Source organism: Hyalangium sp., from assembly GCF_035629615.1.
Lineage (GTDB): Bacteria > Myxococcota > Myxococcia > Myxococcales > Myxococcaceae > Hyalangium.
In genome coordinates this window covers 1-12,869 of record NZ_DASPHO010000077.1, presented here as the reverse complement: position 1 = coordinate 12,869, position 12,869 = coordinate 1, and the positions used below count along the sequence as shown (strand labels likewise).

The window sequence follows — 12,869 nt, the reverse complement described above, 5'->3', positions numbered from 1 at the left end:
ATCGGCTGCAGGATCTGGCCATCTCGAAGACGCACCCTGAGCTGCGCGAGGTGACGCTGCTGTTCGCGGACATCCGGGACTTCACCGCGCTGAGCGAGCGCCTGCCTCCTCAGCAGATCGTGGCCATCCTCAACGAGTACTACGGGCGCATGGTGGAGGTGGTGTTCCGCAACGGCGGCACGCTCGACAAGTTCATCGGGGACGCACTAATGGTGTACTTCGGCGCCCCCATCGCGGATCCAGAGCATGCCCGGCGAGGGGTGCAGTGCGCGCTGGACATGGTTGCCGAGCTGGAGGCCGTCAACGCCGAGCGCGTGGAGCGGGGCGAGCCAGGCTTGCGCATGGGTGTAGGTGTGCACACGGGGCCGGTGGTGCTGGGCAACATCGGCTCCGCCACGCGGCGCCTGGAGTACACGGCCATCGGGGACACGGTGAATGTGGCCAGCCGCATCGAGCGCCTCACCAAGGCAGTGGGCACCCCGGTCCTCGTGTCTCGCACCACCCGCGAGCAGGCGGGAGCAGCCTTCTCATGGCGCGAGGCGCCCCCGGCCATGGTGCCCGGCAAGAGCCTGCCCGTGGCGATCTTCATCCCCGAGCCTCGGGGCACTGTACAGCCTGGCGGTACCGTCGCTGCGGCATGAGAGGTGCGAAGCCATTCCCATGGCTTCTCCCGACTTCGTGCCTCTCGCGCACCCCCGCTTCTAGCGCACGTAAGTGCCCTACATGGTTGGGGGTTTTACGTTGACGCCCCGGGCGCCCCTCCCTATAAAGCCGCGGATTCTTCTGCCATTGGGGCCCCCTTGAGCACATTCGCGTTGGACAGGGTCTCCGCCCACCTTCCGGAGGCGGTCGCGGAGCGCTACCTCGACAGGGCCGGCGGCGCCTGGGCCGTCATCCATGCCCAGCACCTGCCAAAGGTGGCGGCGTACCTGAAGAACGACCCGGAGCTGGGCTTCAAGCTCTTCCTCTCCATCGACGCGGTGGACCGGCTCCAGCTGGCCGACAACGATCCCCGCTTCGAGGTCGTCTACTTCCTCTACTCACTCTCCAGGAACGAGCACGTCCGGCTCAAGGTCCGTGTGACGGAGGCGAATCCCCAGGTGCCCTCGCTGGTTCCTCTCTACAAGGGTGCCAACTGGTGGGAGCGCCTCACCTTCGACTTCTACGGCATCCAGTTCGTCGGCCACCCGGACCTGCGCCGCATCCTCCTGTACGACGAGTTCCAGGGGCACCCGCTGCGCAAGGACTACGCCCTGCGCGACAGGCAGCCGCTCATCCCTGAGCGCCCCATCAAGGACATCTTCCGAGGCCCCGGCACCAGCGGCCTCTCCTGACGCTTTCTCGAGGACTCCACTTCCATGTCGGACCCCTCCAAGCAGCCCGAAGCCCTGAACCCTGACACCGACGCGTACGCCCACGAGTCGGAGCTGGAGACGCACCTCCAGACCAAGCGGATGTACATCAACATGGGCCCCTCCCACCCCGCCATGCATGGGACCGTGCGCATGAAGGTGGAGCTGGACGGCGAGACGATCGTCAAGGCGGATCCCGAGATCGGCTTCCTCCACCGAGGCTTCCAGAAGAGCTGCGAGAACGTCACGTGGACGCAGTGTCTGCCGTACACGGACCGGCTCAACTACAACTCGGCGATGATGAACAACTTCGGGTTCCTCAACGCCGTGGAGAAGCTCATCGGCCTGGAGATTCCGGAGCGCGCCCAGTACATCCGCGTCATCGCCTCCGAGCTGCACCGCATGCACGATCACCTCACGTGCGTGGGCGCCACCGCGCTGGAGCTGGGCGGCTTCGCCCCGTTCCTCTACGCCATCGAGGGCCGTGAGCTGCTCATGGACCGCGTGACGGAGCTGACGGGCGCGCGGCTCACCACCAGCTATGGGCGCGTGGGCGGCCTCAACCGCGACCTGCCCGAGGGGTGGATCCCGAAGACGATCAAGTCGCTCGACAAGATCCAGGATCTGATGGTGGAGGTGAAGGGCCTGCTGATGGCGAACCGCATCTTCGTGGATCGCATGAAGGGCACCGGCCTGCTCAGCGCCGAGGACGCCATCGACTTCGGCTTCACCGGGCCCTGCCTGCGCGCCGCCGGCGTGGACTACGACGTGCGCAAGGCGAAGCCGTACTGGGTCTACGGCCAGCTGGACTTCGACGTGCCAGTGGGCGAGCACGGCGACAACTACGATCGCTACATCATGCGGCTCGAGGAGTTGGAGCAGTCTGATCGCATCATCCGCCAGGCGCTCCAGAAGCTGCCGGGCGGCCCCATCATCGTGGACGACTGGCGCATCGCCCTGCCGCCCAAGCCCGAGGTGTACGGCACCATCGAGGGTGTCATGTCGCACTTCAAGCTGGTGATGGAGGGCATCCCCGTGCCGCCGGGCGAGGTCTACGACAGCACCGAGGCCGCCAACGGCGAGCTGGGCTGGTACCTGGTGAGCGACGGGCGCGGCCGGCCCTACAAGGTCCATGTCCGCGCGCCCGGCTTCCCCATCCTGTCCGCCATCCCCCAGATCATCGAGGGCAAGATGCTGGCAGACCTCATTCCCACCTTTGACATGATCAACATGATCGGCGGCGAGGTCGAGCAGTGAGCGAGAACGACACCAAGAAGCCGACCGGAGACGCGCAGCCACCCCCGCCGGGTGCGCCGACAAACTCGCCCGCGGCGAAGATCGGCCCGGAGCCCTCCAACCCGCCCGCGGGCGCCAAGGCGGACAACCCGCCGGTGGCCCACAGCAGCACCACGCCGCCCAAGCCCCCGGCCCCCGCCGGTGGCCCGCCCAAGCCTCCTCCGCCCAAGAACCCGGGCTTCGTCACCTGCACCATCGACGGCCGGGAGGCCGTGGTGAAGCCGGGGACGAACATGATCGCGGCGGCCGACTCCGTGGGCGTGGAGATCCCGTACTACTGCTACCACCCGCGGCTCTCCATCGCGGCCAACTGCCGCATCTGCCTCATCGAGGCCTCCAACGCGCCCAAGCTGGTGCCCGCCTGCCAGACGCCGCTCGCCGAGGGCCAGGTCATCAAGACCACCACGCCCAAGGTGAAGGAGCAGCAGCGCGCGGTGATGGAGTTCCTGCTGCTCAACCACCCGGTGGACTGCGCCATCTGTGACCAGGCCGGTGAGTGCAAGCTGCAGGACTACTACATGAAGTACGACTACCGCCCCTCGCGTCTGGAGGGCGGCAAGGTCCTCAAGCACAAGCGCAAGGTGCTGGGTCCCCAGGTCGTCCTGGATCAGGAGCGCTGCATTCTCTGCACCCGCTGCGTGCGCTTCATGAACGAGGTGCCCCAGGAGCCGCAGCTGGGCGTGTTCGGCCGCGGCAGCCACGAGCGCATCGACGTGTTCCCCGGCAGCGAGCTGAGCAGCAACTACTCGCTCAACACGGTGGACATCTGCCCGGTGGGCGCGCTGCTCAACCGGGACTTCCGCTTCCGCGCCCGCGCGTGGTTCCTGTCCGCCACCCCCTCCGTGTGCACCGGCTGCTCGCGCGGCTGCAACATCTACACGGACTGGATGTCCCAGGACACCTACCGCTACCGCCCGCGCGAGAACGAGGAGATCAACAAGAGCTGGATGTGCGATCAGGGCCGGCTCTCGTACAAGTACCTCAACCTGAACCGCGTGCTGAGCGCCTCCGTGGGCCGGCGCGCCACCCAGCCCCCGAACGTCGTCCGCCCGGAGATCACCCGCGCGGAGGCGGCCAAGGCCGCGGCCTCGCAGCTCCAGCCGCTGGCGGGCACCACGCAGCTGGCGGTGCTGGCCTCGCCGCTGCTCTCAAACGAGGATCTGCTGGCGGGCCTCTCGTTCGCCAAGGGCACGCTGGGCGTCAAGGAGGTGTACGTGGGCGGCCGGCCGCAGGGCGCCGCGGACCACTACCTCATGACGGAGGACAAGAACCCCAACCGCAAGGGCCTGGAGCTCATCGCCAAGGGCCTGGGGCTCACGCTCAAGGCCTTCGAGGAGCTGACCCCCGCGCTGAAGTCCGGCAAGGTGAAGGCGCTGGTCGCCCTGGGCACCGAGGTGCCGGGAGACGCCGAGGCCTTCGCACAGGCGGCGGCCTCCACGGAGGTCTTCGTGGCGCTCGCGATCAACGAGTCGCCCCTCAGCGCGCAGGCCACGGTGCTGCTGCCGGCCTCCGCTCACGTCGAGGACGATGGCTCCTTCGTCCAGAAGGACGGCATCGTCCAGCGCTTCCGCAAGGCGTACCCCTCCAAGGGGGACACGGCGCCCACCTGGCGCTGGGTGGCGGAGATCAGCAAGGTGATGGGCGGCGCGGCGGCGTGGAGCTCCGCACGTGAGGTGTTCCGCGAGCTGGCGGCGCAGGTGCCCGAGCTCGCTTCGTTCCACTGGGAGCAGGCCACTCCGCCGGATCGTGAGCGGCCGGGCATCAACCCGCTGCCCACCGGCGCCGACGGCCGTCCTCCGGGCTACCGCGAGTTCGGTACGCCCCGCGTGAGAGGGATCTAATGAACCGCGTCCTCACAGTCCTCTTCGCCATCGGCTTCATCGTCTTCCTGCTCGCCGGCGGCGTGGCCAGCGCCTACGCCGTGGGCGGGCTCGTGGAGCAGTACGGCTTCTCCGGTGCCAGCCGGCTGACGAACATCCTCTTCCTGATGCTCATCTTCGTGATGATCATCGCCACCCTGCTCACGCTGGCCGAGCGCAAGTGGAGCGCGCTGATGCAGGATCGCATCGGCCCGAACCGCGCGCGCATCGCCCTGCCGGGCTTGAAGAACCGCTCGCTGGCGGGCCTGCCCTTCGTGGCGGCGGACTCCTTGAAGATGCTCAGCAAGGAGGACTTCATCCCGGAGCACGCCAACCGGTTCCTCTTCAACCTGGCGCCCCTGCTGGCGTTCGCGCCGGTGTTCGCCCTGTTCGCCATCGTCCCTGCCGGCCCCAGCGTGGAGCTGTGGGGGCACAAGGTGGACATGGTGGTGGCCACGCCGGACTTCGGCGTGCTGTACCTGCTCGCCATCGCCTCGCTGGCGGTATACGGCACGGCGCTGGCGGGCTGGGCCTCCAACAACAAGTTCGCCTTGCTGGGCGGCGTGCGCGCCACCTCGCAGATGATCTCCTACGAGGTGGCGCTGGGCCTGTCCCTCGTGGGCCTCATGCTGGCGTTCTCCTCGGTGCAGCTGCCGAGCATCATCGGCGAGCTGGCGGCGGAGACGGGCGGGATCGCCTACGGCCAGGCGCGCTACCTGTGGCAGTGGACGGGCGGCCCCGCCGGCGAGGGCTTCGACTTCGGCCTGCCCGCGTGGGGCATCCTCCTCCAGCCGCTGGGCTTCATCGGCTTCTTCGCCGCGGCCTTCGCGGAGACCAAGCGCGCTCCGTTCGACGTGCCCGAGGGCGAGTCCGAGATCATCGGCTACTTCGTGGAGTACTCGGGCATGAAGTTCGGCCTCTTCATGATCTCGGAGTTCGTCGAGGTGGTGGTGCTCTCCGGCGTCACCGCGGCGCTCTTCTTCGGCGGCTACCACCTGCCCTTCGGCGGCGAGTGGGTGGCCGCGCAGCTCAAGGACCAGCCGCTGGTGTACGCCACCCTGCTGGGCACCCTCTTCTGGGTGAAGGTGCTCTTCCTGTGCTTCGTGCAGCTGCTCATCCGCTGGACGTTCCCGCGCTTCCGGTACGATCAGATCCAGACGCTCGGGTGGAAGATGCTGCTGCCCGTGGGCCTGGCCAACATCTTCATCAGCGGCGCGCTGGTGCTCTGGGATCCCTCGCTGCGCATGCTGGCGATCTTCGGGCTGCTGCAGCTCGGCGTGCTGATGGCCCTGACGCTCTCCCGGAAGGAGGGCGGCGAGGCAGCGCATGGACCCGGGGGTGGCCACGGCGCCCTGGGGCACGGACATGACGCCCACGCACTGCCCGGGGCCGCTCATGGCCAGGCGCTGCCGGCCCATGGACACGCCACTGCGAACACGGGCTCCACGCATTAGGCTTTCGAGGAAGCGAGACAAGGACTGCCATGGGCTACAAGGCGACCCAAGATCCCCGCACGGATGTCCGCGAGCGGACCTACCTTCCTGAGCTCCTCAAGGGGCTGGGCATCACCGCGCGCCACTTCTTCCGGAACCTCTTCGGAACGCGGGACACGAACCCTCAGGTGGTGGATCGCACGGGCACCAGCCTGATCACCACCGTCCAGTACCCGGAAGAGAAGATCCCCTACCCTCCTGGCTACCGAGGGCTGCACCGGCTGGTGCCGCGGGATGATGGCAAGCCGCGGTGTGTGGCCTGCTACATGTGCGCCACCATCTGCCCGGCCCAGTGCATCTACATCGAGGCCGGTGAGTACGAGACGGAAGCCAAGGAAGGCGAGTCGCGCACCATCGAGAAGTACCCGACCCAGTTCGTCATCGACGAGTTGCGCTGCATCGTCTGTGGCCTGTGTGTGGATGCGTGCCCCAAGGACGCCATCCGCATGGACACCTACGAGCACACCAAGCCCGAGTACAACCGGCAGGGCTTCGTGTACGACATCCCCAAGCTGCTGAAGGGGCCGCCCGTCTCGCACCCGTCCGATCCGTGGAACAAGCGCGAGGGCTCCGAGGAGCCGCACCACGTGCACAAGGAGGCCCACACGCGCGTCGGCGAGGGCCTGGTGCAGCTCAAGACGCCGCACGCCGTGGGCAAGGGCCACGAGCCGAAGAAGCTCGGCCCTGGAGAGACGCCCACCTCGCGCACTCACAAGTAGCTCCGCGCGGCCTGCTCCCCAGCTCGCCCTCCTCCCTGCGGGGTGGAGCTGGCGGGCTGGCGTCGTTTCAGGGGGGCCGCACGTCTGGTAGGGTGGGCCCTCGATGAAGCGCTACCGCCTCTCCGTGTGCAAGGGCATGGACTGCAAGGCCAACGGGTCCGATGCCGTCTTCGCCGCGGCCAAGGAGGAGCTCTCCCAGCACGCCGTAGGCCTGCGCTGTGAGGCGTACCGGGGCGGCTGCTACGGCTTCTGCCACATGGGCCCCAACGTGGTGATCCGCGAGGACACGGGGCGCAAGCGCGATCCGCTCTCCCCCGAGGACTTCCAGCTCATGGGCTGGCCCGGGGAGGTCTACTACTCGCGCATGGCGCCGGAGAGGATGCGCCGCGTGATCGCCGAGCACATCGTCCAGGATCAGCCCATCCGCGAGTACTTCGGGAACCCGGACGAGGATCCGTAGCCCGCGGCTGGCAACTTCACGGGGGCGGCTGGCTGGACTGCGGCTCTGCCATGAGGGCCGGCAGCGCGCCCATCGCGTCCAGGAAGCGCTTCTTGCGCTGCTCCACCGCGTCTGGGGGGGGCCTGACCTGCGTCGGGCCGAGCGCGGTGATCCGCTCGCCCACCACCGCCAGCCGAGCCCTGGGCGGCGGGTGCATCCGGCGCCAGGGATGTTTCGCCGGAGTCTCCAGGGAGCTGCGCTGGATCAGCCGGGAGAATGCGTGGGCGTCATACCCCGCCCCCATCAGGATCCGGACGGTGATGCGATCCGCCTCCAGCTCGAAGTCCTCGAGGAAGCCCTCCCGGTACAGGTTCACCGCCTCCTCCGCGGCGCCTCGGAGCAGCTCCCCTGGCACACGCTCCTGAGCGAGCGGTGAGCCGCTGGCAGCCGTCTCGCGCTGGAGCTTGATTCGCTGGCCGAAGGCCCGGAGCGAGGCTGAGGACTCCTGGCGCGCCTCGTAGTGGCACATGGCGGCCTTGATCGCCTCCACCCCGTGCCCCCGCTGCACGTGCGCCACCTCGTGCGCCAGCACCGCCGCCAGCTCCTCCTCGCTCTCGAGCAAGCGCAGGAAGCCCGTGGAGATCATGACGATGCCACCCGGGCCTCCGGTGGCTCGCGCCTCTTCCAACGGCAGCACCCGGAACTGGTAGCCCGCATGCGGCCACGGGCGGTTGTTGAGGGCTCGCTCGGGCCGGCCCGCGCGCTCGGGCCCGCTGGAGTTACTCACCGCGGCCGCGACCAGCGCGAGGTACTGCCCCACCTGATCCACATAGTGCGCAACGGGATCCGTGGCCGGCAGCGGCTCCAGCCCCAGCGTCGCGAGCTGACGCGCGGCCACGGCCTGGCCCAGCGCGGACTCCTGCTCCGCGTCCAGCTCGTACACCTGGCGCCGCTCCAGGGAGCAGCCGGTGAGCGAGGCCCCCATCAAGCCGAGGCTGTCCTTGCGCTGATCCAGCTCCCGCTGGAGCTGGCCCCGGCTGACCTCGAGGTTGCGCTCCGCCCGCGTGAGGAACTCGGGCGTGTTCGCCGCCTGGCAGCCGGCAAGCACTCCCGCCAACACCACCCCCACGCCGATGCGCCGCGGGCTCATGGCTCACTTCTCCCCGACTTCGTAGACGCCATCCCAGTCCTCCGCTGGAGCGGTGACGAGGAAGCGGCGGCACCGGCCCGCATACACCGCTGCGACGGTGTCCTGATACTCCGAAGCGCTGCGCTCGAACAAGGCGAGCGCCTCATCGAAGCGGCGCTGGTGATAGGCCGTCAACGCCTGCTCGTAGAGGGCGAGCTGCTCCTGCACGCGTGGAGAGATCTCCCCCTGGCGCCCGAGCAGCTCATGGAGGCGGATGGTCGCCGGCTTGTTCCTCACCAGCACCCGGTCCACCTCGCGGAAGACGTAGGCGTCGCGCGCGAGCTGGGCGGTGCTCTCTCCCACCAGCACGGAGGTGCCGTAGAACTTGTTGCAGCGCTCCAGCCACGAGGCCAGGCCCACCGCATCCCCGAACACCGTGTAGTTGGACTTGAGCTCGGTGCCCATGTCGCCCACCACCACCTCGCCGCTGTTGATGCCGGCGCGGAAGTGGATGTGCTGCCCGTACTTCTTCTCCCAGACAGGCAGGCGCTCGAGCACCAGCGCGCGCATCTTCAGGAAGGCCTCGCAGGCCAGGTGCGCGTGGCGATCCGTGCGCACGGGCGCACCCCAGAAGGCCATCACCGTGTCGCCAATGTACTTGTCCACCTGGCCGCCCGAGGCGCGCACGGCCATGGTCATCTCCGTGAGGTACTCGTTGAGGAACTGGACGAGCCGCTCCGGCTCCATCTGCTCCGAGAGCCGGGTGAAGCCGGCGATGTCGGAGAAGAAGATCGTCATCGGCCGGCGCTCGGGGTGCACCAGCAGGGAGAGATCGCGCGTGACGAGCCGCGCCACCTCGGGACTCACGTACCGCCCGAGCGCGTGGTTGACGAAGTCACGGATCTCATCCTCGGTGCGCACGGTGTAGACGGTGGTGAGCAGGAACGTGGCCACCATGGCGAGCAGCGGTCCGGCCACGGCGACCCAGAGCTGCTGCTCCACGAAGACGTAGCGGGCCGCCCAGAAGTAGCCCACGCCCGCCAGCGCCATGCTGGAGAAGTAGATGACGGCGCCGAAGCCGGAGCGGAAGCTGCGGCTGAAGAAGAAGGCGACAATGGCCCCCAGGAAGGCCATCCCCATGGTCAGGTACAGATCCATGCGGGGCGCGGCGCGGGTGATGCCCTCGGACTCCAGGATGTTCACCAGCGACTGCGCGAGCACGGCCCCTCGGGGCGTCGCCCCGCCGACGGGAGTGGCTCGGAAGTCCGTGGCGTACGTGGAGGTGTTCGTGAGGATGACGGCGCGGTTCTCGAGATCGTGGGCCGAGCGGGCCGGGCGGCCCTCGCGGACATCGAAGAGGTTGAGCAGAAGGTTCCAGGCGCGCAGGGTGCGGAACACCGAGGCGCCCGCCGTGCGGCCCGCATCCCCCGTCTCCCACCGCGTGAGGCTGTAGCCCGTCTCGTCCATGGGGAACGAGAAGGCGTCTCCCACGTGGAGCCGGCCGTCGGCGTAGCGGAGCTTGCGGGTGCCGGCCAGCTTCATCGCCGCGGCCAGGGGCTGGGAGGGCAAGAGGTGCTGCCTGCCCTCCTGGGGCTCGTAGCTGACCAGGTGGAGCATGCCCCGGACGACACCGTCCGCGTCCGGGAAGCCCGTCACCGCGCCCAGGAGGCTCTGGGAGCCGAGCAGCGGCACCACCGGGTGCCGGAGGGTGCGCACCTGGAGCAGCTTGGAGGGATCCAGCCCCTCCACCTCCACCTCGGCCAGGGAGACGAAGAGATCCAGCGCCGTGACGCGCGAGGCGTCGTCCGCGCTGCGGCGCTCGCGCACCAGCGTCTGGCTGGCACCCAGCCGCGCGGCGATCACCTGCCCCTCGCGCTCATCCTCCACGCCGGCCCACACCTCCACCCGGTCCCCCGAGGGGATGAGGAAGGCGGGCCGCTGCAAGGCCAGCACGGCCTGCGCCTGGGAGCGCGCCTCGAGCTGCCCGGGGTGGGTCCCCACGCGCGCGCGGTACGGCCAGAGCTGGAAGCTGGGCGGGCTGGAGCGGGGAACGCTCCAGGAGAAGGCGAGCGCGGTGCGGCCGGCATCCTGGCTCAGCAGGCTCCGGAAGCGCTCGTCATCCGTCGTCTCGCCGGCCCCGGGCTCCTGGGTGAAGCACCCGCGTGGGCTCAGCTCGAGGAAGAGCATGTCGAGCAGGACGACGGTGGCGCCCTCCTCCACCAGCCGGCGCGTCATCCCGCCAATCACCTCGCGCGGCCAGGGGTAGGAGGCGAGCTCCCGGTGCTGGCTCTGGCGCGCGTTGCTGAGGGTGTCGTCATCCACCGTCACGAGGACGACGCGCTCCTGCGGCTTGGACTCCTTGACGCGCTGCCGCTGGAGGGCCTCGCCCAGGGCGCGCACGCGCATGTCGTAGGTGACACGCTCGGGGCGCTCGATCAGCCCCACGAGCCAGGCCAGCACCGTCTGGGGCGCGCCCTCCGTCTCGAGCTGCGTCCGCGGCACCCGCACGAAGACGAGCCCGCCGATCAGAGAGCCGAAGATGGCGGTCTGAAGGAGGGCAAACCCCAGCCGCTTGAGGAAGCGGAGGCCGGAGGACTGGACGGGTCGGCTTTGCACGGGGCCGGGAGAATACCCCGCCACCGCCTGTCCTGCCTGGGGCTGATATGCTCTCTTTGAGGGCCGGCTCTTCTGGAAGGAATCGATTCCGATGAAACGCCTCACCCTGCTGTCCGCCCTTGCCGCCTGCTGCCTCGCCCCCCTGGCGTGCGATCTCGAGAAGACCGCCAACCAGATCTCCGCCGAGACGGTGATGGTGGGCACCCTGCTCTCCACCCCGGATGTCGCCATCTCTCCCGAGGCCGTCGCGGGGCTGGACGGGGGGGTCCAACCGGACGGAGGTCAGTCCTCGTTCACGATCCCCGGCCAGACAGCGGCCATCGTCTTCCTGGGGACGCGCAAGGGGACGAACGACGCCCCCGAGGGCCTCACGGGCGCCACCGTCTCCCTGCAGGCCAACGGCACCCCCAAGGTGTCCCTGACCAGCGATGGCGCGGGCGCCTACAGCCGCTCCAGCGCCGGCGACTCCACGCTGACGTACCAGAGCGGTGCCACCTATGAGTTCATCGCGGAGCGGAGCGGGGAGAAGTTCGTAGGCCAGGTGAAGGACGCACCCACCCAGGAGACCATCGCGGCGCTGCACCCGTCCGCGGGCGTGGTGCGGATGGCGGCCAACATGGAGCTGGCCTTCGACCGGGCGGATCCGGCCTCGGGGCAGGAGCGGACCCTGGGCTTCGTCACCGTGGTGCCGGTGAGCGACAGCGGGCAGCAGGGCGAGCCCACCTACACCAACGTGCCGACGGCGCCGCTGGACTTCCTGAAGCTCGTCGCCCTCCCGGTGGACTGGAAGCAGAAGCGAGTGACGATTCCGGGCAGCGCCTTCCCCATGCCGAAGCAGACGTACCTGGTCATCTTCCAGTCGGTGCGCACCGGCGGCCCCCAGTCGGAGAACCTCTTCCTGGGCAGCGCGCTGCTGGCAGGCACCGCGGATGTGGGCGTGGTGCGCACGCAGTAGCCAGACGCTCCTCAGTCCGCGGCGGTGGCCCGGCGCCTCCAGGCGGCGGGCGTCACACCGTGGACGCGGCGGAAGAGGCGGATGAAGTGCGTCACGTCCGCGTAGCCCACACGCTCGGCAATGATGTCCACGCGCTCGTCGGTGCCTCGGAGGCGCCGCCGAGCCTCGGCCATCCGGTACTCGAGGATCCACTCCCCCACCGTCCGCCCCGTCTCCTGGCGGACGACGCCGGCCACATGCGTGGCGGAGCGCCCAAGCGCGGCGGCGACGTCCGTGAGCGACAGAGCCTGGAGGCAGTGCGCCTCGATGTGCGTGAGGGCGCGGCGGGCCAGACTCAGGCCCACGAACTCGGGGGCTGCCTTGGGAGCAGCCATGCGCTCCAGCTCGATGAGCACCAGCCGCAGCAGGGCTCCGAGCGCCTCGTTCCGCCCGCGCTCTTCCTGGGCCGCCTCGGCTGCGATGAGCTTCAGCCAATGCTGGAGGCGGCGGCGTTGGGAGGCGGAGGGGCGCAGGACGGGGTGGCAGCCGCTTCGGATCCGACGGAAGGGGCCGAGCAGCGGGGCCCTCTCGCTGCCCCACCCCTCGTCCTCCTGGGACACTGCCTCCGGCCGGAAGGCGAGCGCCCACCCCTCGGCCTCCTGGAAGTGGGCGGGCCCGTGCGGATCTCCCGGTGGGATGAGGTGAACATCTCCGGCCTGCAGCACGAGCTCGCCCGCATGGCGCACCTTCGACTGGCCGCGAGTGACGAGGAGGATGACCGCATAGGAGTGCACGGAGGTGCCGTGCTGCACGCCATCAGCGTGCTCGTAGCGGCCGGCCCAGACAGGCACACGCATCGCTTCGAAGTCTTCGCGCGAGGACAACGGCCTCGGGCATGGGGGGGCGTGGGGCCTGGGCATGCCGGGTGTCGTAGCCGGGAGCCGGTGTGGCCTCAACGGTTTCCGCGCTCGGCGGTCTCCATGTTGAGGGCGTGGTTCAGCATGGCGGCGGCGTCAGCCGGCCTCGATCTCG

The 12,869-nt window shown here is 69.2% G+C and carries 11 protein-coding genes; 8 read left to right on the top strand and 3 right to left on the bottom strand.

The annotated features are described in order from the left end of the window. From VD972_RS03430 to VD972_RS03400, 7 genes are all read left to right on the top strand, one after another. Positions 1 to 641: adenylate/guanylate cyclase domain-containing protein (locus VD972_RS03430; protein WP_324980656.1), on the top strand; the 641-nt coding region annotated here is incomplete at its 5' end. A gap of 174 nt (positions 642 to 815) precedes the next feature. Beyond that, positions 816 to 1,334, top strand: coding sequence for an NADH-quinone oxidoreductase subunit C (locus VD972_RS03425; protein ID WP_324980659.1), 519 nt, complete (start codon positions 816 to 818; stop codon positions 1,332 to 1,334). A 24-nt stretch (positions 1,335 to 1,358) separates the two neighbouring features. Then, positions 1,359 to 2,609, top strand: coding sequence for an NADH dehydrogenase (quinone) subunit D (gene nuoD / locus VD972_RS03420; RefSeq protein WP_324980653.1), 1,251 nt, complete (start codon positions 1,359 to 1,361; stop codon positions 2,607 to 2,609). Continuing rightward, complete coding sequence (locus VD972_RS03415; RefSeq protein WP_324980650.1) at positions 2,606 to 4,489, top strand: 2Fe-2S iron-sulfur cluster-binding protein; 1,884 nt, start codon at positions 2,606 to 2,608, stop codon at positions 4,487 to 4,489. Before nuoD ends, VD972_RS03415 begins: the two co-directional genes overlap by 4 nt. Further along, positions 4,489 to 5,961, top strand: coding sequence for a complex I subunit 1 family protein (locus VD972_RS03410; protein ID WP_324980647.1), 1,473 nt, complete (start codon positions 4,489 to 4,491; stop codon positions 5,959 to 5,961). The genes VD972_RS03415 and VD972_RS03410 overlap by 1 nt, the downstream gene beginning before the upstream one ends. A gap of 29 nt (positions 5,962 to 5,990) precedes the next feature. Beyond that, complete coding sequence (locus VD972_RS03405; protein WP_324980644.1) at positions 5,991 to 6,719, top strand: NADH-quinone oxidoreductase subunit I; 729 nt, start codon at positions 5,991 to 5,993, stop codon at positions 6,717 to 6,719. A 103-nt stretch (positions 6,720 to 6,822) separates the two neighbouring features. Continuing rightward, positions 6,823 to 7,179, top strand: a complete 357-nt coding sequence (locus VD972_RS03400; protein WP_324980641.1) for a (2Fe-2S) ferredoxin domain-containing protein — start codon at positions 6,823 to 6,825, stop codon at positions 7,177 to 7,179. A gap of 16 nt (positions 7,180 to 7,195) precedes the next feature. Here VD972_RS03400 and VD972_RS03395 read toward each other — a convergent pair whose 3' ends face one another. Together VD972_RS03395 and VD972_RS03390 are read right to left on the bottom strand one after the other, a co-directional pair. After that, positions 7,196 to 8,308, bottom strand: coding sequence for a M48 family metalloprotease (locus VD972_RS03395; RefSeq protein ID WP_324980638.1), 1,113 nt, complete (start codon positions 8,306 to 8,308; stop codon positions 7,196 to 7,198). A gap of 3 nt (positions 8,309 to 8,311) precedes the next feature. Beyond that, positions 8,312 to 10,903, bottom strand: a complete 2,592-nt coding sequence (locus tag VD972_RS03390; protein WP_324980636.1) for an adenylate/guanylate cyclase domain-containing protein — start codon at positions 10,901 to 10,903, stop codon at positions 8,312 to 8,314. A 91-nt stretch (positions 10,904 to 10,994) separates the two neighbouring features. On the opposite strand from VD972_RS03390, the gene VD972_RS03385 reads away from it, so the two are divergent. Continuing rightward, positions 10,995 to 11,858, top strand: coding sequence for a hypothetical protein (locus tag VD972_RS03385; protein ID WP_324980634.1), 864 nt, complete (start codon positions 10,995 to 10,997; stop codon positions 11,856 to 11,858). Positions 11,859 to 11,869: 11 nt separating this feature from the next. Here the strand turns inward: VD972_RS03385 and VD972_RS03380 are convergent, their stop codons facing one another. Beyond that, on the bottom strand, positions 11,870 to 12,757 hold the full coding sequence (locus VD972_RS03380; protein ID WP_414653978.1) for an AraC family transcriptional regulator: 888 nt from the start codon (positions 12,755 to 12,757) through the stop codon (positions 11,870 to 11,872). Between the last annotated feature and the right edge of the window lie 112 nt (positions 12,758 to 12,869).